The sequence below is a fragment of the Rhodococcus sp. PML026 genome (assembly GCF_000963615.1).
Taxonomy (GTDB): Bacteria; Actinomycetota; Actinomycetes; order Mycobacteriales; family Mycobacteriaceae; genus Rhodococcoides; species Rhodococcoides fascians.
The window spans coordinates 195,615-220,733 of the sequence record NZ_KQ031375.1 but is presented as its reverse complement, the minus strand read 5'-3'; the positions used below and the strand labels follow the sequence as shown (position 1 = coordinate 220,733).

18 protein-coding genes are annotated in these 25,119 nt (G+C 65.4%); 7 read left to right on the top strand and 11 right to left on the bottom strand.

Features of this window, described 5'->3' with window-relative positions; all coding sequences use genetic code 11:
• Position 1: 1 nt before the first annotated feature.
• Positions 2-1,243 carry a cysteine--1-D-myo-inosityl 2-amino-2-deoxy-alpha-D-glucopyranoside ligase gene (gene mshC, locus VF34_RS16475; RefSeq protein ID WP_032365793.1) on the top strand — a complete coding sequence of 414 codons (1,242 nt, stop codon included), beginning with the start codon at positions 2-4 and terminating at the stop codon, positions 1,241-1,243.
• Here mshC and VF34_RS16470 read toward each other — a convergent pair.
• The 8 genes from VF34_RS16470 to VF34_RS16435 form a co-directional block, all read right to left on the bottom strand.
• Positions 1,240-2,478 (bottom strand): DUF2399 domain-containing protein, encoded by a 1,239-nt coding sequence (locus tag VF34_RS16470; RefSeq protein WP_230593496.1) that lies wholly within the window; start codon positions 2,476-2,478, stop codon positions 1,240-1,242. The genes mshC and VF34_RS16470 overlap by 4 nt on opposite strands.
• Positions 2,468-6,652: a TIGR02680 family protein gene (locus tag VF34_RS16465; protein ID WP_032400756.1), complete on the bottom strand. Its 4,185-nt coding sequence runs from the start codon at positions 6,650-6,652 to the stop codon at positions 2,468-2,470. The genes VF34_RS16470 and VF34_RS16465 overlap by 11 nt, the downstream gene beginning before the upstream one ends.
• A gap of 4 nt (positions 6,653-6,656) precedes the next feature.
• A complete protein-coding gene (locus VF34_RS16460; protein ID WP_032370531.1) occupies positions 6,657-8,072 on the bottom strand; it encodes a DUF2398 family protein in 1,416 nt (471 codons plus the stop codon).
• The gene (locus tag VF34_RS16455) at positions 8,069-9,544 is read right to left on the bottom strand and encodes a TIGR02677 family protein (RefSeq protein ID WP_308051208.1); all 1,476 of its coding nucleotides are present in this window, start codon (positions 9,542-9,544) and stop codon (positions 8,069-8,071) included. The genes VF34_RS16460 and VF34_RS16455 overlap by 4 nt, the downstream gene beginning before the upstream one ends.
• A 350-nt stretch (positions 9,545-9,894) precedes the next feature.
• Entirely contained in the window at positions 9,895-10,194 is a 300-nt protein-coding gene (locus VF34_RS16450) for a Rieske (2Fe-2S) protein (RefSeq protein ID WP_032400754.1), read from the bottom strand.
• The gene (gene nirB / locus VF34_RS16445) at positions 10,191-12,680 is read right to left on the bottom strand and encodes a nitrite reductase large subunit NirB (RefSeq protein ID WP_045841758.1); all 2,490 of its coding nucleotides are present in this window, start codon (positions 12,678-12,680) and stop codon (positions 10,191-10,193) included. The genes VF34_RS16450 and nirB overlap by 4 nt, the downstream gene beginning before the upstream one ends.
• Positions 12,680-13,027 (bottom strand): hypothetical protein, encoded by a 348-nt coding sequence (locus VF34_RS16440; RefSeq protein WP_032365800.1) that lies wholly within the window; start codon positions 13,025-13,027, stop codon positions 12,680-12,682. The genes nirB and VF34_RS16440 overlap by 1 nt, the downstream gene beginning before the upstream one ends.
• 101 nt (positions 13,028-13,128) lie before the next feature.
• Positions 13,129-14,109 (bottom strand): PAC2 family protein, encoded by a 981-nt coding sequence (locus tag VF34_RS16435; RefSeq protein WP_230073645.1) that lies wholly within the window; start codon positions 14,107-14,109, stop codon positions 13,129-13,131.
• A 104-nt stretch (positions 14,110-14,213) separates the two neighbouring features.
• Between VF34_RS16435 and metH the strand changes: the two genes are divergently transcribed.
• From metH to hisG, 4 genes are read left to right on the top strand one after another with little or no spacing between them, the layout of a single operon-like run.
• Entirely contained in the window at positions 14,214-17,783 is a 3,570-nt protein-coding gene (gene metH, locus VF34_RS16430; protein WP_045841757.1) for a methionine synthase, read from the top strand.
• The gene (locus VF34_RS16425) at positions 17,776-18,444 is read left to right on the top strand and encodes an HAD family hydrolase (protein WP_032365803.1); all 669 of its coding nucleotides are present in this window, start codon (positions 17,776-17,778) and stop codon (positions 18,442-18,444) included. The genes metH and VF34_RS16425 overlap by 8 nt, the downstream gene beginning before the upstream one ends.
• 59 nt (positions 18,445-18,503) lie before the next feature.
• Entirely contained in the window at positions 18,504-18,767 is a 264-nt protein-coding gene (locus VF34_RS16420) for a phosphoribosyl-ATP diphosphatase (protein ID WP_027497080.1), read from the top strand.
• Between the two features lie 48 nt (positions 18,768-18,815).
• Positions 18,816-19,667, top strand: coding sequence for an ATP phosphoribosyltransferase (gene hisG, locus VF34_RS16415; protein ID WP_032372777.1), 852 nt, complete (start codon positions 18,816-18,818; stop codon positions 19,665-19,667).
• Positions 19,668-19,700: 33 nt separating this feature from the next.
• Here the strand turns inward: hisG and VF34_RS16410 are convergent, their stop codons facing one another.
• Positions 19,701-20,513 (bottom strand): thioesterase family protein, encoded by an 813-nt coding sequence (locus tag VF34_RS16410; RefSeq protein WP_032365804.1) that lies wholly within the window; start codon positions 20,511-20,513, stop codon positions 19,701-19,703.
• Complete coding sequence (locus tag VF34_RS16405; RefSeq protein ID WP_045841904.1) at positions 20,510-21,316, bottom strand: RecB family exonuclease; 807 nt, start codon at positions 21,314-21,316, stop codon at positions 20,510-20,512. Before VF34_RS16405 ends, VF34_RS16410 begins: the two co-directional genes overlap by 4 nt.
• 459 nt (positions 21,317-21,775) lie before the next feature.
• Here VF34_RS16405 and VF34_RS16400 point away from each other — a divergent pair, with 459 nt between their 5' ends.
• Entirely contained in the window at positions 21,776-22,591 is an 816-nt protein-coding gene (locus VF34_RS16400; RefSeq protein ID WP_045841903.1) for a tRNA (adenine-N1)-methyltransferase, read from the top strand.
• Between the two features lie 22 nt (positions 22,592-22,613).
• Here VF34_RS16400 and VF34_RS16395 read toward each other — a convergent pair whose 3' ends face one another.
• Positions 22,614-23,099: a WKL family lipoprotein gene (locus tag VF34_RS16395; protein WP_032365805.1), complete on the bottom strand. Its 486-nt coding sequence runs from the start codon at positions 23,097-23,099 to the stop codon at positions 22,614-22,616.
• A gap of 184 nt (positions 23,100-23,283) precedes the next feature.
• Between VF34_RS16395 and arc the strand changes: the two genes are divergently transcribed.
• A complete protein-coding gene (gene arc, locus VF34_RS16390; RefSeq protein WP_032365854.1) occupies positions 23,284-25,047 on the top strand; it encodes a proteasome ATPase in 1,764 nt (587 codons plus the stop codon).
• Positions 25,048-25,119: the final 72 nt, after the last annotated feature.

Here is a 25,119-nt window from a genome sequence, read left to right as displayed (position 1 = left end):
CATGCATTCTTGGTCCAGCCCGGAGATCCCGACAATCCCAGGACAGGGTCCAGCGCTTCGGTTGTTCGATACCGCAGATCGCCAGGTCCGTCCGGTCACCCCCGGTTCGACCGCTCGCATGTACGTCTGCGGAATCACCCCGTACGACGCCACCCACCTGGGACATGCGGCAACGTATCTGACGTTCGATCTGATCAACCGCTTGTGGCGTGATGCGGGTATCGACGTGCACTACGTGCAGAACGTCACCGATGTCGACGATCCGCTGTTCGAGCGCGCGAATCGTGACGGTGAGGATTGGCGCGATCTCGGTGCGCGCGAGATCGAGCTGTTCCGCGCCGACATGGAGGCTCTGCGGGTCGTGCCTCCGCACGACTACATCGGTGCCGTCGAGTCGGTGGAGGAAGTTGTCGAACTGGTGGAGAAGCTGGTGGCGTCCGGCGCTGCCTACGTCGTCGACGACGCCGAGTACCCCGACGTGTACTTCCGTGCCGACGCCACCGAGCAGTTCGGCTACGAATCCGGCTACGACCGTCCCACCATGGACACGTTCTTCGCCGAACGCGGCGGAGATCCCGATCGTGCGGGCAAGCGCGATTCACTCGATGCGCTGCTGTGGCGCTCGGTACGTCCGGGCGAACCGTCGTGGCCGTCGCCGTGGGGCCCCGGCCGACCGGGCTGGCACATCGAATGCGCTGCCATTGCATTGAACCGCATCGGAACCGGTTTCGACATCCAGGGCGGCGGAAGCGATCTCATCTTCCCGCACCACGAGTTCTCGGCGGCACACGCCGAGGCGGCAACCGGTGACCCTCGGTTCGCCCGGCACTACGTGCACACGGGAATGATCGGTCTCGACGGCGAGAAGATGTCGAAGAGCCGCGGCAACCTGGTGTTCGTCTCGAAGCTCCGCGCAGAGAACGTCGATCCGGCCGCGGTGCGGCTGGGCCTGCTCGCGGGCCACTACCGGCAGGATCGGCCGTGGTCCGACGAGGTCCTCGAGCGAGCCCACACCCGCCTCGCGCTGTGGCGTCGAGCAGCGGCGCTCGAGTCCGCAGCGTCGGCCGACGACGTCGTCAACCGCCTGCGTCAGCATCTGGCCGATGACCTCGACACGCCCAAGGCTCTCGACGCCCTCGACGCGTGGGCGAGTTTCGCAGTCGAGCGCGGTGGATCGGATGCGACCGCACCCGGCACTTTCGCCGATGCGGTCGATGCGCTGCTCGGAGTTCCGCTGCGTTAGTCCGCGGGCCCCAGGCGTAGATCCGCCAGCAGATCCGGGATCAGGCGTTCTTCCATGACCGCTCGTCCCGAATCCCGCAGTGCAGCAGCCAGTTCCGGGTCCCACGGAGTGTCCGTGGGATGCCCCTTCAGTGGTTCCGAGTTGCGCGCGTCCAGTGCGCGGCGGTACGAGTCGACGTCCATTCGCCACGGCACCGCGTCGTACCGGGTGAGTGCGCGGGTCACCATGTGCATTCCGGCCCAGTCGAAGTCGGCACGCCATTCGATCGTGGTGCCGGGGGCGCGCGCAGCCAGCAGCCGATGCACTGCGGCCGAGGGCTGACCGTCGGTGCAGATCAAGCTGGCACAGTTCGAGCCGAGAGAGCGGGCTGCGGCCGCGAGCACAGCGACGTTCTCGCACACGAACACGGTCGACGAGCTGTTGGTGAGAGGGCCGCGCGCGAGCATGTCCACGGTGACGGGAAAGGGCACGCCCTCGTCGGCTGCTTCGTTGAGCCAGCGAGCCACCGTGTGGGTCTCTACGACGCGGTAGCCGAGAACCAGTACCCGGCTCGACACGGCGTCGACCGACACCCCGGCCGTTTCCCACAGCGCTCTGATCCCCACTGGATCGACGGGTCGAGGCACGTTCTCGCGCAACGACAATGCATCGAGGACGAGTTTCGCGGCACCGCCGCCCGTGAGGGCCTTGGTATCACCGGTGGCCAGTTCCGCCAGCTCGGTGAGCGACATCCCGTCCACCGGGAGCAGCGCCAGGACTTGCGTTGCGACCCCGAGCGCGTCGACGGCGACGCGGCCACCGAGGGTGCCGTCCTGATTGAGCAACGACGCGATCCAGTGCTCGATCCACTCGCGATCGGTACCACCGCCGAGCGCCTCACGCGCCCGATCGAGCGCATCGGCGCGCACCTGAGCCTTGTCGGCCGCAATGCGCTTCTTGTCCTGCAGTGGTGCCTGACCGGCAAGGGTGTCGATCAGACCGATACCGCCGTTGAGCGGATGGCTCAACCACGCGTCGAACCGCTCGAGATCGAGCCGGGTGCTCCGTGCCCGAGAGTGCAGGCTGGAGTTGGACTTCGAGATGGCACTGCACAGACGCCACAGTTCCGGCGCATCACTCAGGTCGACGGTGATGTTGCCGCCGACACGAAGCCAGTTGGACTCCAACTTCTTTCGCGCAGCGTCCAACAGCGCCGCCAATTCGACGCTGCCTCGCCACTCACTGTTACCGGCCAAACTCCAGCCCACCTTCGGTTCGGGTCGGCACCCGGCGGGTCAACGGTGATCCGAGGGCGGCTGCGAGGTCGGTGCCGTCGTGTTCGGCGAACAATTCACCGTTCTCCCACACCAGAAGTGCTGCGCTGACGGTGTTCTCGGCGGTCGAGTGCGCCAAATCGTAGTGTGCGCAACCGGGGACGTCCGCGTAGGTGATCCACAGGTCGTAACCGGTCATGAACAGATCCAGGTCGAATTGCACACTCAGTCCGAGCAATTCGCTACGACCGTTGTCGTCGACACCGGCGAACGCCTCGTCCAGCGCCAGCAGCCGCGGTGAATGCGGATCGGCGGACGAGAGCATCACGTGCGCCGCGGCGAACAGCGGCAAATGCAGCGACACCGATTGCTCACCGCCCGAGAGTGCACTGTGACGAGCGACGGTCAGACGATCCTCGTTGCCGTCGCCGCTGATGAGCGTGAACGCGAACACCCGCCAGCGGCGATAGTCCAGTGTCGCGGACAGGATCTCGGGATACGACCGTTCCGGATGTGCCGCACGAGCGATCCTGATCTCCGATGCGAAGTGTGCGCGCATCGCGGCCAGATCGTCCTGGCTCAGCGCCGAGGCATCGCGGTCGAGCAGCTTGGACACTGCCCGCGCCCCGTCGTCGAGGTTGTCCGCGAGCACCCAGTGCACGCCGATCGTGTTGCCCGAGGACATACGGCGTTGCTTCATCTCGGCGGACATCTGGGCGATCAGCTCGCGTGCGTCGACGGTGCGCTCGTGAATCTGCTGTGCCAACCCGGTCAGCAGCGCGTCTTCGAGAATTCGGCGTTCCTGCTCGGTCAAGAGCAGTTCCTGGTCGGCCCTGGCGGCACCGATGCGGTCGGCGAAGTCTCCGACCGAGGAATAGCCCTGCTCGTCCTGCACGCGTACCACCGTCAACCCGTCCGGTGCGTCCCACTGCAGGCGGTAGTCCTGACCGGAAGCGGCCAGTTGCGAGTCGAACTCCTGCAGTGCGCTCGTCAGCGCCGTTCGTGTCGACTTCCGGCTCGAGTCGCTCACTTTCACCGACGCCGTCGCCGTGTCGAGAGCCGAATGCAGCGCGAGCACCACCGGTGGAAGTACCGGGACGTCGTCGTCGGGGCCGGCGGCCTGCTGAACCCGATACAGGATCTGTTCGACCGTCAGCCACGCCGAGTCGCTGGCCGGCCACGTGTACGTCTCGTGCACGCCGAGGATGTGCAGCAGATCCTTGCGGGCGTACGGTGCCAGTCGGACGGCATCACCCAGGGTCTCGGTCACGGCGGCGCGCAGGCTCTCGAGCGCCGTGTTGCATGCACCCTCGGCCTTGCCGATCGCCTCGCCGGCTTCCTTGTCCGCCTTTCGGGCTGCTCGCTGCTCGGCTCGGCACTTCTCGATGCGATCGCGCGCGTTGTCGAGATCGGTGTTGATCTGTTCGGCCGTGGCACCGAGTTTCTCGCTCAGCAATTCCAGACGCTGCAGCTGTTGCCGATAGCTCTCGTCGGCTATCGCGGCTTCCTCGGCGAGTTCCTCGGCCAGTCCGGTGGCCTCCTCGAGGCGGTTGGTGGCCTCGCGCGCCCGCTCGGTCTCGCGTGCGTGGTCGCTGCGTTTACGGATGACCGCTGCGCCCTGATGCTCGAAATGGCGAATCGCTGCGGCGAGGGCATCGACATCGCGGCCCAGGTATGGGGTGCGATGGGCCACGGCGACGGAGCGCAGTTGTTTCTCTTTCGCGGACAGGTCGGCGATCGCCTGGTCGAATTCTCTGTCTGCCGCTGCAGACGCATCTTTCGAGGTGCGCAGCGCGCCTGCGGCTGCCGTGACGGCACGTTGCGCCTTCACGATGGCCGAGACTCGGGGGAGCTGCTTGGCGGCCGCGTTCAACGCCTGCACCAGCTCGCGTGCCGCCAGCTCGGCGGCGGTCGCGGTCGCGAGTTCGGCTGTCGCGGAATCGATCGCAGCACCGAGCTCGGCGATGCGCTGCTCTCGCCGACGCGCCCGCGCCGTGGCACCGATGTACTCGGCATCCGGTTTTGCGTGGCGACCCTGCTGCACTCCCTGCCAGTACCGACCGTCGACGCCTATCGAGACAGAACTGTCCGAGGGGTCGTTTCGATCCTGCTGCAATGCAATCGAATTCAGTACATCGAGAATTCGCGATTCCTGGACGGCAGTACCGGGCTCGGGTTCCAGCACGGACGCGAGCGTCGACCCGGTCGGCCTCGCGGCCACCGGTAGCGGCGACAGATATTGCTCCGACGTCGCGTCGACGGGGGAGTCTGCGGTCGGGTGGATCCACCCGTCGAGCAGGTTCGCGGCCTGCAGTGCGGATTCGATCCCCGCCGCGTCGGCAGAGGAGACCGCATCGGCAAACCGAACCAGTTGCCACAGCGGTGCGCCCGGGAGATCTGCTCGGCTGTCGGTGCGCGCTGCGAACGGTGGTGGGGCATCGTCGTGTTCGGCTCTTACCAGGGACAGTTCGCCCCGCAGCGCCTTCACCTCGGCCTCGCGCGCGGCCACGTCGACGCGTGCCTGTGCCTGCCGGGCGCGAATCGCGTCGATACCGTCCGAGGTCTGCTCGGCGAGCACGGATTCCAGGCTCGGGGCGTCGTCGTCGCCGATGCCTGCCAGGGCTGCGTCGAGGGCCTCGAACACAGCGGAGGTGATGCCCGCGGAGGAGTAGAGCGACGAGTTGCTCGACCACCAGGCCCGCAGGCCCGAAGCGAACTGCGCCTTCTCCAGGTCCACCGTCGCCTCGGCCTCGGTGACGGCAGCCGCGGCTGCTTCGAGCAACTCGCGCGCCTTCGTTGCGGCCTTCTCCGCGCGAGCGCGTTCCGTCGACGCCTTCTCGACGGTGGCCAGCGCCTCACGCACTGCACGTACGTCGCCGTCCCGTTCCTCGGCGTGCCCACGAAGCGCGGTACTGATCTGATCACTGCGCGCCGTGCCGGGCAGCGGTGTCCACACGATGCCCGCGTCCTCGGCCGCAGTCTGCAGCTCGTCCTCTGCGCGAGTCACTCCGGCAACGGAGTCCCGGAGTGCCGAATCCGCCCGGGCCGCCTCGGCCGTGCGCTGCTCCAGTTCTGCTTGCGCTTTGCGTGCGCGATCGGCCTGCTGCGCCGTCGAGACCTCCAGCTTCGCAGCGGATTCGGCGAGATCGTCCAGTTGCTGCTTGCCCTCGTACGCGCTCGAGCGCTGCAGGGTCTCCCGGTCCGCGACGGCCTGATCGAGCGCACGCTCGGCCTCGTCGAATCGAGTCTCTGCGGCCGCCCGTTCCAGCAGACGCCGGTCCTTCAGGGCGGCGGCGGCGAAGTGTGCGGTGGTCGCGTGCGTCACGGCTTCGAGCCGACGCGAGACTTGTTCGACGTCCGAACGGGTTTGTACGCAAAGGTATTTGGAGTAGACCGACACGAAGTTCCTGGCCGCCTGATCGGCTTGGGCCAGTCCCTCCAGCGCGCGTCCGACTTCCTCCATGTCGCTGAAGGAACGTGCTGCCTCGAGCACCAGTTGCTCGTCGAGGGGACGCAGACCGTCGGTCAGCGCCTGGGACAACCCTTTCGGATCGAGATTCTTGGCCAACTGCGGACGGCGAAGTGTCAGAATCAAATTGATCAACTGGTCGTACCGTTGCGCGCCGAGCCCGAACATCCGGGCATCGATCGCGGCGCGGTAGTCGACCGGACGATCGGTCAGTGCATCGCTGCCGAGTTGTTCGGCCAACTGCTTCTTCGTGAGCGGCCGGTCGTCGGAGCCCAACAACGAGAAGTCGACGCCCACTCGGCCGTCGGCCACGAAGTACCAGCGGGTCACCTTGTCGTTGTGACGGCTCGCCCGCATACCGATTCCGACCGTCACCGATTCGGGGTCCTCGCGCGAGCCGCGGCCGAACTCCATCCACACGTACGAGTGCGCGCTTTCCTGCCCTCGGTAGAGCAGGTTGGACTTCATCGTTCGTTCTTCACCGGCGAACGGATTGAGCCGGCGCGGTTCGATCCGGCCGTCGAGGACGAAGGGAAACAGCACTTCGAGCGCTTTGGTCTTGCCGGATCCGTTGGGTCCGCGCAGTACCAATCGACCGTCGGCGAAGGAGAACTCCTGATCCCGGTAGTCCCACAGGTTGACGATTCCGGCGCGCGTGGGCCGAAAGCGATTCGAGTGTGCGGTCATCTGCTCAAGCCTCTACTTCGGATGGATCGGTACTGGGGGCTTGTTCGGTGCCGAACAGCGAGTCCTGCGGGGCTCGGTCACGCACGCTGACCATCACGTCTCGGTACCGAGCGATCACCGGCAGTACCAGCACGCCGCCGGACACGCTGTGTATCAACCGAAGTCGATGCAACAGCGCGATCGCTCGTATGCGCAGACCATCCCGGTCGGTCTGCCACTGCGCCGCGAACGTGCGACCGAATCGGTCCACGAGATCGTCGACGACCGAGACCAGCCAACTGTCCTCGATCAGCGGGTACTGTGTGCGCTCAGCCGAGTTCTCGACCGTCGTCGGATCGGCGGGAAATCCGAAATCGGCCAGGTCGCCGAAGATTCCGCCGCCGGGGATCGCGTCGTCCAGCTGTTCGACGAGTAGGTCGCTCGCAGGTAGCGGATGCGTTGTGAGCGCCGGAGCGTCGGGATCCACGACCCGATCGGAGATTTCTCCCGCGATGAGCAACGCCACCTGAGCGATCGTTCCGGTGCTGGGAAAGCGGTGGTCGGACAACCGTCCCGAGGTGTCGATGAGGGCCACGCCCTCGGCGCGACGCTCGGCAACGAGACCGGTGAGCAACTCGACGTCGGCGACGGTGCGCGAGGCGGTCAGGGCGGTGCGTGCGTCTCCGTCGAGATCGTCGAGATAGACGACGGGGTGTTCGACCAACGCTCGGCGTACCGCACGCAGCGTTTCCTTCGGGTCTGCCTCACGCCCGGACTCGATGTGTCCGAGATCGGAATCCTCGGGATCGATCGGGGCATCCGAGCCGGCCAGCAGGCCACGAATCGAACGCAGGTGCTGCACGGCACGCGGCGGCCGAAACATCGCGACGACCACCGATCGGTCGATGTCGTACAGGGCCTCACCGGCCGTCGGATTGTTCGCCCAGCCCGTGGCGTCGCCGTCGGCCAGCGAGATCGCACCACGCGTGGCCAGCCATCCGATCGCGTCGACGAATGCGTCTCGGTCGCTCGCGCGGTCGGTCGTGAGTTCGACGCCGTCCACCTGACTCGACTCCGTCGCCACGTGATCGGCGAGTTCGGACAGAGTGATCTGGTTTCCGGCCCGACCGAGCGCGGCAAGCGCCAGCGCCAGATACGCGTACCTGCGGCGGTCGAACACCCGCTCGGACGGCGTTCGCGCGGGTTGACTGTCGTCGAGACGATCGATCACGGGGAACAGACGCGCGGTCGTCTCGGTGACCTCGAAGCGGTAGCCGAACAGCTCCAGGAGATCCTCACGCAGTTCGGTTGCCCACCTGCGCAGCAGCGGTAACGCGATTCGATCGGGGTACGTCGCGGTGACCAGGTGGTTGGACAACGCGACTCGGGCAGCCCGCTGGTAGGAATCCAGAGCGAGCGAGGAGATTTCACGTGCTCTCACCGGCGGGCCACCTCACTGACGTCGAGGGCGAGGCGGTCCAGATGCAATCGGCCACGGCTGGTGCGCACGATCGTCGAACGGTCGCTGTCGCTCAGCGTCAGGCGCACGCCACTGTCCGATCCGGACGAGTCCGAGGTGCGTCCGCTCACGCGTACCCGGGCAGTCAACGCGGCGTTGAGCAGGCTCAGCAACACTTCGGTTTCCTGCTCGTTCAGAATGCGGTCGTGGATTCCGGCCGAGGCGAGCGACTGCGCCGCGGCACTGCGTGATCGCTGCGACTCGAGTTGCTGCTCGCGCAGTCGTCTGATGCCGCCGTCGTTGCGCTGTACCCGCCCTGGAACGCCGGGAGTCGGAGTGCGTCCGGTCTCGGCCAGCGTGCGCGAGATCTCGACCGGCGGTGCCTCCCACCATGATCGGGACATGGGGATGATGTCGGCGTCGGGATGGACCATCGACAGGTGCCGGGGTCGGCCGAGGCCGAACACGGCGTGAAACAGAGCATGTGCGCTGTCCTCGGTGGGAGCAGCAGCGAACCAGCCGGCGAGGTGACGCAGTTGGCTCTCGCGACTCACACCGCCCTTCCGAGTTTCGGTGACGCGCCGCAGCAGTGACAGCACAGCAGCGATCGCGCTCATCGTGCCCTCGCGGAGGCGCTCGGATTCGCTGAGCTCGGATTCGGCCGCGACGAACCAGTGCGACAACCCGGCCCATCGGTCGGTCCAGTCCGCTCGCCGTTCGTCGACGGAGAGAAAGACTCGTTCGTCGCTGATCGCGGCACGGTCGACGAGTTCCTCGATGCCGGTGCTCTCGACGAGTGCGATCGCTTCCGCCAACTTGGGGGCATAGCGGGTGAGATCGGAGCTGAACTCACGCATGTGCGTGAGCAGTGCATCCTTGTGCGCCAAGAACGATTCGGGCGTGATCTCGGTGGTGCGCACCAGGTCGCCCAGCACCAGATAGAAGTGGGCGGCGCGGGTCGCCATCTCCGACAACGTCGAATCGAGTCTGCTGAGCTTGCGGTAGATGCGGTCGCCGTCGGCCTGACGGTTCGCCTCGGCCAGCTCGTGCATGTCGGCCAGCAGCTCGGGCAGCACCAGCCGGGACAGCGAGGCGTCGTCCAGGCGCGCACCGAGCACGTCCTCGACCGCGCGGTAGGCCTTGTAGCCGGCCTGACCGAACTGGTAGACGAAGTGCCGGTTGCGGTATTCGGCGAGGGTCGCGGCGCGGGTGCCGTCGTAGCTGCGTTCGAGCAGACCCCAGGTGTGGAGTTGATCGAGCAGGGGTGCGATGTCCAGTGTGGTCAGCGCGTCGTGACGCCCGGGGCTACGAGCGATGAGATCGGCGACCTCGCCCGAGTGCAGCAACACCACGTAGTTCGCGCGAGCGGTGTCGAACGCCCGCAGTACTGCCAGGTATTCGGATCTTTTCTCGGCGACGGCGAACGAGAAGAGACCGAGACGGTCTTCCTCCACGAACGCATTCGCGGCACCCAGCCGTGCGTCCTCGCCTGATTCGGTCACTGGAACAGGGTAGGGGGTAGGAGTGGAGCCTGCGGAATGACCCTGGTGGGAGGAGTGGAGCCTGCGGAATGACCCTGGTGGGAGGAGTGGAGCCTGCGGAATGACCCTGGTGGGAGGAGTGGAGCCTGCGGAATGACCCTGGTGGGAGGAGTGGAGCCTGCGGAATGACCCTGGTGGGAGGAGTGGAGCCTGCGGAATGACCCTGGTGGGAGGAGTGGAGCCTGCGGAATGACCCTGGTGGGAGGAGGGGAGCCTGCGGAATGACCCGGGGGGTAGGAGTGCCAATTGTTCGACCGTGCCGGTTACAGCTCCACGATCACTTTTCCGTCCACCACGGCCGCGGGGTAGGTGCGCACCGGGTCGATGCCGCTCGGGCAGGTGCCGTCGTCGAGAGAGAAGGCGTATTGATGAAGTGGGCAGACGACTACGGACCCGTCGATCTGGCCGTCGGCCAGTGGTCCGCCCCGGTGCGGACAGACGGCGTCCATCGCCCGCACCGAGCCGTCACTTAGCAGGAACACCGCGACCTGTTTGCCATCCACGACGTAGGCCCGTCCCTCGCCGGGAGTCAGGTCTTCCAACGCTCCCACCGGGACGCTCATCGGACCGGCACCTGTGGCAGCGGGAGCAGTGGCAGCGAGGGTGCGAACTGCGCAGGCGATTTGGGTGCCGTGCGGTCCTGCCATGGGTCCACGTAGCCGTCGACCGATGTTTGCAGTCGCTCGTCGAGTCCGGCGACGATGCCGTCACGGTCGTCGATCAGAACGCTCTGCAGTTCCTCCAAGCCGACGCGCGGAACCCAGGCGTACGTCCGTTCGAGCCACTGCGCGTTCTCCCGATAGTGCTGGATGAATCTGCCTGCCACTGTCATCACCTCCTCGGCTCCCGTCACGGTGGCCAACAGATCTCCCTTGCGGATGTGAGCCCCGGCCGCGCCGCCGACGTAGATCTCCCACCTGTCCTCGCCGACCGAGACCACGCCGAAGTCCTTGCACAGCGCCTCCGAGCAGTTGCGCGGGCAGCCGGCGACCGCGAGTTTGAGTTTCGCGGGAGTCTCCAAGCCTTGGAACCGCTCTTCGAGCGCGATGCCGAGAGCCGTCGAGTCGCCGAGACCGAAGCGGCAGAAGTCGCTGCCCACACAGGTTTTCACCGTGCGCATGCTCTTGCCGTAGGCGAAGCCGGAGGGCATGTCCAGATCGCCCCACACCTTGGGTAGGTCTTCCTTCTTGATCCCGAGGAGGTCGATGCGCTGTCCGCCGGTGACCTTGACCAGCGGCACGTTGTACTCGTCGGCGACGTCGGCGATCTTGCGCAGTTGATCCGGGGTAGTGACGCCACCCTTCATCTGCGGTACCACCGAGAACGTGCCGTCCCGCTGAATGTTGGCGTGCACCCGGTCGTTGATGAACAGTGCGCCGCGCTCGTCCACCCAATCCGGACCCCAGACGGTGCGCAGCAGTGACGCCAGCGGCATCTTGGCGGCGGCGTCCTCGACGCCGTCGGTCGCAAGCGCCGTGAACACCTGCGAGACTGCCCGGAGGTCCCGCGATCTGATTGCTTCGATCAGTTCCGGCTTCGTCATCGGGATACACGGCACGTACCGGTCTGCGGTGGGGTCCGCTTCGACCGCGCCACCGGATGCGCACGCGATGATGTCTTTCACCAACCCCTTGCAGGACCCACATCCCTTGCCTGCTCGGGTCTTCGCGGTCACATCGCTCAGATTCTTGGCACCGGCGTGCACGCAGGCCACGATGGCGCCCTTGGTGACGCCGTTGCAGTTGCACACCTGAACGTCGTCTGCCAGCTCCGCGGCTCCTGTTGCCGCAGAGGGCGTTCCCATGTCGAAGAGCATGCTGATGCGCTCGTCGGGCAGCGGCACCTTCTCGTCGAACGCCTGGGTGAGAAAGTTGGCCTTGGAGATGTCGCCCAGCAGAGTGGCGCCGACGAGCTTGTTGTTCCGCACGATGACCGATTTGTACGTGCCACTGCGTGGTTCGTAGAACTGAACGAATTCGTCGTCGTCGCGCTCGGGCGCGGTGATCCCCATCGACGCGACGTCGACGCCGGCCACCTTGAGCTTGGTCGTCAGACGCGAACCGTGATACGCGGCAGCGGGATCGGCACCGGTGAGTACATCGGCCAGGACAGCGGCCTGCTCCCAGAGGGGCGCGACGAGGCCGTACACCTCACCGCGGTGCTGACAGCATTCGCCGACGGCATAGATGGAACCCTCGTCCTCGCAACGTAATTGGTCGTCGACGACGATTCCGCGTTCGATGACCAGGCCGCCGGCGCGGGCGAAATCGACACTGGGCCGAATTCCGGCGGTCACGACGACCATGTCGGCGTCCAGCGAGGTGCCGTCGTTGAAACCGACGCCGATGACGGTACCGTCGTCCGACCGCAACACCGAGGTGGTTCTCTTCGAGGTGTGGACACCGACGCCGAGCGACTCGATCTTGTTGCGCAACACCCGTCCACCGCGCTCGTCGAGCTGCTGGTTCATCAGGTGCCCGGGGGAGTGCACCACGTTCACGTCCAGCCCCTGCGTCCGCAGTCCGTACGCTGCTTCGAGACCGAGCAGTCCGCCGCCGATCACCACCGCCGACACGTCGTCGCGCGACTGCGCCATCTGCAACATGCCGTTGGTGTCGGCGATCGTGCGGAATCCGAACACCCCACGTGCCAGTCTGCCGTCGGACTCGCGCAGACCGTCCATGTTCGGGAAGAACGTGTTGCTACCGGTGGCAATGATCAGTACGTCGTAGTCGACGGACCGACCGCTTTCGCAGACAACTGTTTTGGAGAACCGGTCGAGCGACACCGCTCGATCGCCCACGTGCAACGTCACGCCGTTCTCGCTGTACCAACTCATGGGGTTGAGAACGAGATCCTCGTCGTCGACGGTGGCCTCACCGGACAGCACGTGGGAGAGCATGATGCGGTTGTAATTGCCGTACGGTTCGTCGCCGATCATCGTGATCTCGAACAGCGAGCTGCCGTCTCGCTCGAGGATCTGTTCGACCGTCCGGGCACCGGCCATTCCGTTGCCGATCACCAGCAATCGCTGTCTTCCCGCAGTCATCAGACCAGCACCAGACCGAAGTCGACGACGACCTCTCCGTTGGTTCCGGCGGGGGCCGCGATCACCAGCTCGAGCACGGTATCGGGATCGACGTCCTCGACGACCCGCAACGGAATGTTGACGCCGCTCTTGGCCCCCATCGGGAACATACGCATCGGGCTGCCGTCGCGCAGCAAGGTCACGACCACCAGTTCATCGCTCGAATTACCGCCCCGGAAGTATAGCGGCTGAGCCGTCACCCCCTCGGGGACGACGAAACTCAGGCTGGGATCGATCAACTCGGGCTTGTCCAGACCGTTGCCGGTGAAGGAGAAGACGCCTTGCAGAAATCGCGGTGTGCTGGCCATACCCACGAGGCTCCGGTGTCGGGGTGACGCCACCGCTGCGGTGACGTTACGTCGGCATCAGAAAGACCTCACCGGCTCCCGGCTCCTCGTGTGCGTTCGGGTCAGAGCCCGAAGTTGCCCGGGCCGCGCCGCCGGAGGTACTTCTCGAACTCGGCGGCGATGGCGTCGCCGTCGATCTTGGCGATCGCATCGGACATGTCCACCTCGGCGTCACCACGCTCCTCGAGGCTGCGCACGTATTCGCTGATCTCCTCGTCCTCTTTGGTCATCTCGTTGACCGCCTCCTCCCACTCCTCGGCCTGCGTGGGCAGCTCTCCGAGCGGCACCTCGATGTCGAGTACGTCTTCGACCCGCTGCAGCAACGCCACGGTGGCCTTCGGATTCGGTGGCTGCGACACGTAATGGGGGACAGCAGCCCAGAACGACACGGCCGGCACACCTGCCTTGACACATTCGTCCTGCAGAACGCCGGTGATACCGGTGGGCCCCTCGTAGCGGGTCTGCTCGAGGTTGAACTGTTCGGCCGACTCGGTGCTGTAGGCAGTGCCGGTGACCGGGACGGGCCTGGTGTGCGGGGTGTCCGCCAGCAGCGCGCCGAGAATGACGACGGTTTCGACGCCCAGCTGCTCGACGAACTCGAGCAGGTCGTCGCAGAAGCTGCGCCACCGCATGTTGGGCTCGATACCGCGCAACAGGACCACGTCACGGTCGCTGCCGGGCGGTGAACACACCGACAATCGAGTCGACGGCCACTCGATCTCGCGGGTGACCCCGTCGACCTGACGAACGGTCGGCCGATTGACCTGGTAGTCGTAGTAGTCCTCGGAGTCCAGCTCGGCCAGTGGGCTGGCGTCCCAGATCAGCTCCAGATGTTCGACCGCGCCGCTCGCCGCATCGCCTGCGTCGTTCCAGCCCTCAAAAGCGGCGACCAGTATGGGGGAGCGCAGCTCGGGAATGTCGTCGTTCAGATCGTCCTCGTCGTAGTCGGCGTCGGCGTCTGTGGCGTTCGCCACAGCATCCTGCACGGCCTCGATCAGCGCGGCGTCCAAGGGGATGTCCGCGTCGGCACCTGATTTGTCCATTTTGTCGGTACCGTCGTCGGGCGGGGACTGATCATCGAGGTTTCGGGGACTCACCACGACAGCCTACGACTCGAGGTAACCGTGGTGCCCACTACTCTGTAGTGATGCCCGATCAACACAAGCCCGGTCTGCTCGATGCGATTTCACGTCGCGTTGTCGTCGGCGACGGAGCAATGGGCACGATGCTCCAGGACGCCGACCTCACTCTCGACGACTTTCTCGGCCTCGAGGGATGCAACGAGATTCTGAACCACACCAGGCCCGACGTGCTGCGCGAGATTCATCGCGAGTACTTCGCGGCCGGCGCAGACGCCGTGGAAACGAACACGTTCGGATGCAACCTGCCCAACCTGGCCGATTACGACATCGAGGATCGAATCCGCGAGTTGGCCGAGAAAGGCACCCGGCTCGCCCGCGAGACTGCGGACGAAATGGGACCCGGCCGCGACGGGATGGATCGGTACGTCCTGGGTTCCATGGGCCCCGGAACCAAGCTCCCCACACTCGGCCACGCCCCGTTCGCACGGCTGCGCGATGCGTATACGGAGGCTGCGCTCGGAATGATCGACGGCGGTGCCGACGCCATTCTGGTCGAGACGTGCCAGGACCTACTGCAGGTCAAGGCCGCGATCATCGGTAGCCAGCACGCCATGGACAAGCTCGGCGTCCGAATCCCGATCATCACCCATGTGACGGTCGAGACGACGGGCGCAATGCTGGTCGGCAGCGAGATCGGTGCAGCCCTCACCGCGCTCGAACCGCTGGGCATCGACATGATCGGACTGAACTGCGCCACCGGCCCCGCCGAGATGAGCGAACACCTGCGCCACCTGTCCAAGCATTCCCGTCTTCCGGTATCGGTGATGCCCAATGCCGGACTGCCGACGTTGGGCGCGAAGGGTGCCGAATACCCACTGACCGCCCCCGAATTGGCCGACGCTCTGAGCGGTTTCGTCCGCGAGTACGGGCTGGCACTCGTCGGCGGATGCTGCGGCACCACCCCCGAGCACATTCGTCAGGTTGCCGACATGGTGCACGGGGCGACGAAGCTGGAACGGCAGCCGGCCCCGGAGCCAGGCGTCTCCTCGCTCTACACCGCCGTGCCGTTCGAGCAGGACGCCAGCATCCTGATGATCGGTGAGCGCACCAACTCCAACGGCTCCAAGGCATTTCGTGACGCGATGCTCGCCGAGGACTACGAGAAGTGCCTCGACATCGCCAAGGATCAGACCCGCGACGGCGCGCACATGTTGGACCTCAACGTCGACTACGTCGGCCGCGACGGTGCCGCCGACATGGCCGCACTCGCCAGCAGATTGGCGACTGCGTCGACGCTGCCGATCATGCTCGACTCCACCGAACCGGCCGTGCTCGAGGCCGGCCTCGAGCACCTCGGCGGACGTAGCGCCGTCAACTCGGTCAACTACGAGGACGGCGACGGGCCCGACTCGCGGTTCCAGAAGATCATGCGTCTGGTCAAGGAACACGGTGCCGCCGTCGTCGCTCTGACCATCGACGAGGAGGGGCAGGCGCGTACTGCCGAATGGAAGGTGCGTGTCGCCGATCGCCTGATCACCGACATCACCGAGAACTGGGGCCTGCGCCACGAGGACATCATCGTCGACACCCTCACCTTCCCGATCTCCACCGGCCAGGAAGAGGTTCGACGCGACGGCATCGAGACCATCGAGGCGATCCGGCAGCTCAAGGAGAAGTATCCGAAGGTGCACACCACCCTCGGGTTGTCGAACATCTCGTTCGGCCTCAATCCTGCTGCCCGGCAGGTGCTCAACTCGGTCTTTCTGCACGAGTGCACCCAGGCCGGCCTCGACACCGCCATCGTGCACGCGTCGAAGATCCTGCCGATGAACAAGATTCCCGACGAGCAACGCGAGACCGCTCTGGATCTGGTGTACGACCGCCGCCGTGAAGGCTACGACCCGTTGCAGAAGCTCATGCAGCTGTTCGAGGGCGTCTCGGCAGCATCGGCCCGGGAATCGCGCGCCGAGGAACTGGGTCGGCTGCCGTTGTTCGAGCGGCTCGAACGCCGCATCGTCGACGGCGAACGCAACGGCCTCGACACAGATCTGGACGCCGCGATGGCCGAGAAGCCGCCTCTCGAGATCATCAACGAGACGTTGCTGTCGGGCATGAAGACCGTCGGCGAGCTGTTCGGTTCCGGCCAGATGCAGTTGCCGTTCGTGCTCGCGTCCGCCGAGGTGATGAAGGCTGCCGTGGCGTACTTGGAGCCACACATGGAGGCCACCGACGACGACGGCAAGGGTCGAATCGTGCTCGGTACCGTCAAGGGCGATGTGCACGACATCGGCAAGAACCTCGTCGACATCATCCTGAGCAACAACGGCTACGAGGTGGTCAATCTCGGTATCAAGCAGCCGATTTCGACCATTCTCGAAGCCGCGTTGGACAAACGCGCAGACGTGATCGGCATGTCCGGGTTGCTGGTGAAGTCGACGGTGGTCATGAAGGACAACCTGATCGAGCTCAACTCCCGCGGCGTGGCGGAGCAATTTCCGGTGCTCCTCGGCGGCGCTGCTTTGACGCGGTCGTACGTCGAGAACGATCTGCAGGACGTGTACGAAGGCGACGTGCACTATGCGCGGGACGCGTTCGAAGGCCTGCGTTTGATGGACACCATCATGACCACCAAGCGCGGCGGCGGTCCGGCCCCCGACAGCCCCGAGGCGCTCGCCGCGAAAGCCAAGGCTGCCGAACGCAAAGATCGCCACGAACGGTCGAAGCGCATCGCGGAGAAGCGCAAGGCCGCCGAGGCTCCGGTCGTGGTACCCGAGCGATCCGACGTCGCCGCGGACATCGACATTCCGGTACCGCCGTTCTGGGGCACCCGCATCGTCCGAGGCGTGTCCCTCGCCGACTACTCGGGCCTGCTCGACGAACGTGCCCTGTTCCTGGGGCAGTGGGGGCTGCGAGGAGCCCGCAAGGGCGAGGGCGCGACCTACGAGGATCTGGTGGAGTCGGAAGGCAAACCGCGCCTTCGGTATTGGCTGGATCGGCTCAGTACGGACGGCATTCTCGCGCACGCCGCATTGGTGTACGGATACTTCCCGGCCGTTTCGGAGGGCGACGACGTCGTCGTGCTCACCGAGCCCGAACCCGATGCGCCCGAACGCTTTCGGTTCACGTTCCCGCGTCAGCACCGCGACCGCTTCCTCTGCATCGCGGACTTCGTCCGATCACGCACTGCGGCAAGGGAATCCGGGCAAGTCGACGTGCTGCCGATGAACCTGGTCACCATGGGGCAGCCCATCGCGGACTTCGCGAACGAATTGTTCGCAGCCGACGCGTACCGCGACTACCTCGAGGTGCACGGGATCGGAGTTCAGCTGACCGAGGCTCTCGCCGAATACTGGCATCGCCGAGTGCGCGAGGAACTGAAACTGTCCGACGGCAAATCGGTCGCCGCGGAGGATCCCACCGAGGCCGAGGGGTACTTCAAACTCGAATACCGCGGAGCTCGTTACTCGTTCGGCTACGGGGCATGCCCCGATCTCGAGGACCGGATCAAGCTCGCCGCACTCCTCGAACCCGAGCGAATCGGCGTCAAGCTCTCCGAGGAACTGCAGCTGCACCCCGAACAGTCGACCGATGCGTTCGTACTTCACCACCCGGAGGCCAAGTACTTCAATGTCTAGAACCCACCTGCACGGTGTCCTGTGGGACATGGACGGCACCCTGCTCGACTCGGAGAAGATCTGGGACGTGGCCATCGGTGAGTACTCCCGCACACTGGGAACCGAACTCAGCGCGGAAGTACGCGAGAGCACCCTCGGCAATTCGATGCGAGACGCCTTGCGCAAAGTGCTGGCCAATGCATCGGTTGCGGTCACCGACGACAACCTGGCCGAGGGCCGCGAGTGGTTGACCACGCGCGTCGGCGACATGTTCGCCGAAGGTATTCCGTGGCGGCCCGGTGCCAAGGATGCTCTTGCACTCGTACGCGACATGGGCCTGGCGACCGGATTGGTCACCAACACCGAACGTGGGCTCGTCGAGCGTGCACTGGAGACACTCGGGCGCGACTACTTCGACATCACCGTCAGCGGCGACGAGGTCGAGTTCGGGAAACCGCACCCGGCGCCGTACCTGCGGGGTGCCGCGCTGCTCGGCGTCGACGTCGGTGCCTGCCTTGCAGTGGAGGATTCTCCGACAGGTTCCCTGTCCGCACATACTGCAGGCTGCCCGGTACTGGTCGTCCCGTCTGAGGTGGCTGTTCCGGCAGCGCCGGGATACACCATCCGCGACGGTCTGGTCGGACTGACCGCCGACGACGTCCGGCGGGCCTGGGCGGCCTGACTCCTCGAATCTCGACCGAATTGATTCCGCTGGATACCGACGTGAAAGAATACGAATCCGTGAAGACTTTCGATTCCCTGTTCGCCGAGCTCACCGACCGCGCGAAGACCCGCCCCGAGGGCTCGGGCACCGTCGCTGCGTTGGACGCAGGTGTTCATTTCCAGGGAAAGAAGGTCCTCGAAGAGGCCGGCGAGGTGTGGATCGCCGCCGAACACGAGAGCGACGCTGCACTCGCCGAAGAAATTTCGCAGCTGCTGTACTGGGTTCAGGTCATGATGGTGGGTAGGGGAATCGAGCTCGAGGACGTCTACCGACATCTGTGAGGCAAGGCCCGAACGTCTCCTGTGAACTCACCGATGAAGGAAAACTCCATGCTGCGTGTAGCCGTACCCAACAAGGGCGCGTTGTCCGAATCCGCCGCCGAGATCCTCAGCGAGGCCGGCTACCGGCGTCGGAGCGACTCCAAGGATCTGACCGTCCTCGACCCGGCCAACGGGGTCGAATTCTTCTTTCTCCGTCCCAAGGACATTGCCATCTACGTCGGGTCGGGCCAGCTCGATCTGGGCATCACCGGACGAGACCTGGCTCTCGATTCCGGGGCAGCGGTCGAAGAGCGCCTGGCGCTCGGATTCGGCCGGTCGACGTTCCGCTACGCGGCACCCGCGGGCAAGGAATGGGCACCCGAGGACTTGGGCGGACTGCGCATCGCCACCTCGTACCCCAATCTCGTGCGTAAGGACCTGGCCGAGCGCGGCTTGGAGGCCACGGTGATCCGTCTCGACGGGGCCGTGGAGATTTCCATTCAACTCGGTGTCGCCGACGCCATCGCGGACGTGGTCGAGTCGGGTCGCTCACTGCGTCAGAACAATCTCGTCGCGTTCGGCGAATCTTTGTGCGATTCCGAGGGTGTTCTCATCGAGCGCGCAGGCACGCCGGGCACCGACTCCGCACGCAAGCAGTTGATCGCTCGCGTACAGGGCGTCGTCTTCGCCCAGCAGTACCTGATGCTCGATTACGACTGCCCCAAGTCGATCCTCGACGAAGCCGTCAAGATCACCCCCGGCATCGAATCACCTACGCTCGCACCGATGGTCGACGACAACTGGGTTGCCGTGCGCGCCATGGTCTCTCGCAAGGTCCACAACAACGTGATGGACGAGCTCGCGGAACTGGGCGCGAAAGCCATTCTCGCCTCCGACATCAGGTCCTGCCGAGCGTTCTGAGTGCGTGGCGGAACGCCCGTCGTTCCGCCACGATCACGCGCGTCGGCGAACCAGCACTGTTTGCGCGATGCGCCCGACCGGCCCCAGTTCGTCACTGAGGGTGCCTGCGCACATGGCGATGCCGTCCGGACCCGTCGACGTCTCGGCCGACACTCCGATCCAGTCACCCTGGGGTTCGCGGAAGACGTGCACCGTCAGATCGGTGTTCAGGAACGTCCACTGCTCGATCGGCAATTTCGCACCCACACCGTTGGCGATGTCGGCAATCGAGAACAGCCGTTCCAGTGGCGTCATCGACTCACCCTGCACCAGAACGGGAGTCGGCTTCGCCCACACTTCACCGGGCCCCGCTGCGCCGAGCTCGGTGAGAAACTTGAACTCGACCGCGTCGAGGTATCCGGAGGTCCAGAGTCCGCCGAAGGTGCTGTCGACGCCGGCGCTCACCGGTCGCATCACCGAATCTCCCACGTGCACGACGTCGTCGGTGGGCTCGGTACGCATACGCCATGCGCTGCCCCGCGCCACCGCTCGCGCCGGCCCCGCTGATCCTCGAGCCCACAGTTCGGCGACGACGAGTTCGACATTAGCGCCCGGCCGCGCCGTCCATGCGCGAATCGTGATGTCCGACACCGGAACAGGTCCGAGAATGTCGACGACCACCCGGCTGATTCGAGTATCGGGTCTGGCGTCGACCCGCTCGAGTGCGCGGACCAACAACGCGGACGGCGGAGCGCCGTGCTGCATCGTCGGTGCCCACAGGCTGACGGTGTGCTCGGTCGCGGTGACGATCTCGTAACCGTCGTCGTCGACACCGGCAGGAACGAAGAAGGCGTCCGGACTCGTCACAGCTCCGTCTCCTCCTGCTCCGCAGCCGCCTGCGGCCAACCGGGGTACGGCGGGGGAGTGCCGCCGAACTCGGGGCACAGTGCCCGGTGATCGCACCACTTGCACAGTGCGCCTTTCTTGGCGCGGAAGTCGCCGGTCTCACCGGCCGCCAGAATCGCCTTCCAGATGGCCGAGAGCATGCGCTCGAAGCGCAGCAGCTCACCCTCGTCCGGTGCGTATGTCAGCTCCTGCTTGTCGGCGAGGTACATCAACTTCAGTTGCGCGGGAACGACTCCGCGCATGCGCATGATCATCAGCGCATAGAATTTCATCTGGAACAGAGCCTTGGATTCGGTGAACTCACGCGGCGCACGTCCGGTCTTGTAATCGACGACGCGAATCATTCCGTTGGGTGCGACGTCGATCCGGTCGATGAATCCGCGCAGCGGCGTTCCGTCGTCCAACGCGATCTCGACGCGCTGTTCGCAGGACTCGGGATCGAAGTGCGTGGGATCTTCGAGTTCGTAGTACCCGTCCACCAGGGCACGAGCCCGGTCGAGAAACGCCGGACGGTCGTCCGCCGGAACCAGCGACGCGATGTCGGGTGACTCGGCCACGACCCGATCCCAGGCCGGGTCCACCAGGTCGCGCGCAGTGGTGGGCACTCGATCGCGGGCAGGGAGTGCGTACAGGGCCTCGAGTGCGGCATGCACCACAGTTCCCTTCACCTGTGCCTCGGTGGAGACCTCGGGAAGCCGGTCCACGGCACGGAAGCGATACAACAGTGGGCACTGCTTGAAATCACCTGCGCGAGAAGGAGACAGAGCCGGGGTACTGCGGTTGCCGGACCTCGAACGCGGTACGTCGGCGCTGTCACCGACATCGAGAAGAGGTAAGTCGATGGGGCTCGACACGGAAATACTCACGACTGCGAGACTATGCCGCTGGTCCGACATCTTCGGTGAAGGCCGTAGTCTGGCACGTCGAGTCGTCCCCCGACGCCCGCCGATCGAGGCCGAGCGTCACATCGCAACGAAAGCAGGTCCGCTGTGTCCTCCGGTGATTCCACATCCGCGTCGACCGACGGATTCGAGGCCGACGCCGCGTTCGACGCCACGGTCGACGCATCGCTGCCCAGTGCGGACGACGTGGTCACTGCCACGACCGACGAGATCGAACTCGACCCGAATGTCACGTCCGGCGCGGAGGCCACTCCAGCTGCCGACGCCACAGCTGCAGACGCACCGGCGGAGACCGGTCCCGCCCGCAGTGGGCCGTTTCGAGTGGGCGATCGAGTTCAGCTCACCGACGGCAAGGGTCGTCACTACACGGTGGTACTGGAAGCCGGTAAGGAATTCCATACTCACCGCGGCGGCATCACTCACGACAAACTGCTCGGTGCCGACGAGGGCAGCGTCGTCACCTCCGTCAACGGCACCCCCTACCTCGCGCTGCGGCCGCTGCTGACCGACTACGTGCTCTCGATGCCCCGCGGTGCCCAGGTGATCTACCCCAAGGACGCGGCGCAGATCGTGCACGAGGGTGACATGTTCCCCGGCGCACGGGTGCTCGAGGCCGGTGCAGGATCCGGCGCTCTGACGTGCTCACTGCTGCGTGCAGTCGGTACAGCAGGAACGGTCATCTCCTACGAGATCCGGCAGGACCACGCCGACTATGCCGTGAAGAACGTCGAGACGTTCTTCGGCGAGCGCCCGTCGAACTGGCACCTGACCGTGGCAGACGTCGACCAGTTCGGTGTCGATCGTCCGGGTGAGCAGGTCGATCGGGTGGTCCTGGACATGCTCGCGCCGTGGGACGCGTTGCCCGCGGTGTCCAAGGCCCTCGTCCCCGGTGGGGTGCTGCTGGTCTACGTGGCCACGGTGACGCAGCTGTCCAAGGTCGTCGAGGCGCTACGCGCACAGGAGTGCTGGACCGAACCTCGATCGTGGGAGTCGATGGTTCGCGGCTGGCACGTGGTGGGTCTCGCGGTTCGCCCCGAGCACCGCATGCAGGGACACACGGCATTCCTCGTCAGCGTTCGACGCCTCGCCGAGGGCACCGTGACCCCGAAACCGCAGCGTCGTTCCGGTAAGGGCTGACGCTGCAGGCTCGGCTGCCGACTCAGACGCAGGGTGCCTGGCCCATGGCCAGGATCTGGCACGTGCTGGCGTCCGACAGCTTCCAGGTGCCATCGATCAGCACCCAGGTCTGCGGTGCCGGAGCCGCGGTCCCGCGTGGAGTGGCGATGGCGACGTCCGCGGTGGACGTCTCACCGGCGACGGTCGGTTCCGACACCTCGAAGGTGATCGCTCCGTAGTTCGCCAGTGCGGCGGTCATCGTCTCCAGGTTCGTCAGGCGCGCCTGACCGTTCTCCACTGCCGCAGCCTTGGTCGCTGCGTCCACGTCCGGTGCGACCAGCTGCTGCAGCGAGGTCTGCAATTCGGCGACGGTAGGTGCTGTGACAGCCGGCCCGGCGGTGGTCGTCGGCATGGAGTCGCTGGTCGACGCGGAATTGTGATCGGCGTGATCGGATTCATCGCTCGAACTGCATCCTGCACCCACCAGAGCCACCGCGGCTACTGCGACGCTTGCCGAGAGAATACGCATTTTCACTGGTGAGGCCCCTGATTCCGTCGTCTGTCGATCGATTGGTCAGGTGAGGCTAACATGAACTGGGATGGCCTTTCGAGGCCGCCGAGCAGAGTGGATGCCGACCCCGTTCGAGGTGTCGGTCCGCATCTCCGCGCCGCTGCCGGTAGCGTTGATAGATCGTCACTGGGAGGAGTCGCTCATGAGCTCAACAGACAATCCGGATGTGGCCGCGGCCAGAGCCGAACTGGACGCCGTGCGAGCCGAAGTCGCGTCGCTACGGCGCCAACTGGGGGAGTCCCCCGAGCAGGTACGCGAGCTCGAGGGCCGGGTCGATTCCTTGTCGCTGCGCAACACGAAGTTGCTCGACACTCTCAAGGAGGCCCGACAACAGCTCATCGCGCTGCGCGAGGAGGTGGACCGTCTCGGTCAACCGCCGAGCGGATACGGCGTCCTGCTGAGCGTGTTCGAGGACGGCACAGTCGACGTGTTCACGTCCGGTCGGAAGATGCGACTGACGTGCTCACCCAACATCGAGGCCGACACGCTCGCTCCGGGACAGACCGTGCGGTTGAACGAGGCGTTGACCATCGTCGAGGCGTGCACCTTCGATCAGGTCGGCGAGATCAGCACTCTCCGAGAGCTTCTGGGGGATGGATCGCGCGCTCTCGTCGTCGGACATGCCGACGAGGAACGGGTGGTCTGGCTGGCCAAACCGTTGATCGACATGGTCAACGACGACGGACCGGTCGACCCGGACGAGCCGTCACGGAAGCTCCGTCCCGGGGATTCGCTGCTGGTCGACACCAAGGCCGGCTACGCGTTCGAGCGCGTTCCCAAGGCCGAGGTGGAGGATCTCGTTCTCGAGGAGGTTCCGGACGTCGGATACGAGGACATCGGCGGTCTCGGTCGACAGATCGAGCAGATTCGGGACGCCGTAGAGCTGCCGTTCCTGCACAAGGATCTGTTCCGAGAGTACTCACTGCGTCCGCCGAAGGGCGTGCTGCTGTACGGCCCTCCCGGGTGTGGAAAGACGTTGATCGCCAAGGCCGTTGCCAACTCGCTGGCCAAGAAGATCGCCGAGGCACGTGGCCAGGATGCGCGGGAGGCGAAGTCGTTCTTCCTCAACATCAAGGGCCCCGAGCTGCTCAACAAGTTCGTCGGTGAGACCGAGCGTCACATCCGCATGATCTTTCAGCGGGCACGAGAGAAGGCGTCCGAGGGCACCCCGGTCATCGTGTTCTTCGACGAGATGGACTCGATCTTCCGTACCCGCGGCTCCGGCGTCTCGTCCGACGTGGAGACGACGGTCGTTCCGCAGCTGCTCGCCGAGATCGACGGTGTCGAAGGCCTAGAGAACGTCATCGTGATCGGTGCGTCCAATCGCGAGGACATGATCGACCCGGCGATCCTGCGACCCGGCCGACTCGACGTGAAGATCAAGATCGAGCGTCCCGACGCCGAATCGGCACAGGACATCTTCTCGAAGTACCTGACCGATTCGCTTCCGGTCAACGCCGACGACGTCGCCGAGTTCGGCGGCGATCGCGCGGCGTGCATCCGGGGCATGATCGATCGCGTCGTCGAGCGCATGTACGCCGAGAGTGACGACAATCGGTTCCTCGAGGTCACCTACGCCAACGGGGACAAGGAAGTTCTGTATTTCAAGGACTTCAACTCCGGGGCCATGATCCAGAACATCGTCGACCGGGCAAAGAAGTACGCCATCAAGTCGGTTCTCGAAACCGGAAACGCCGGACTGCGGATTCAGCACCTTTTCGATTCCATCGTCGACGAGTTCGCGGAGAACGAAGATCTGCCGAACACCACGAATCCGGACGACTGGGCTCGGATCTCGGGCAAGAAGGGCGAGCGAATCGTCTACATTCGCACGTTGGTCACCGGCAAGAACGCCAGCGCGAGCCGGGCGATCGACACCGAGGCCAATACCGGTCAGTACCTGTAGATCCACCGCTGGGCAGTTTTCGGGGCGCGTCCGCACAGGGCGCGCCCCGAACTGCATCCGTCGGCCGTCTAG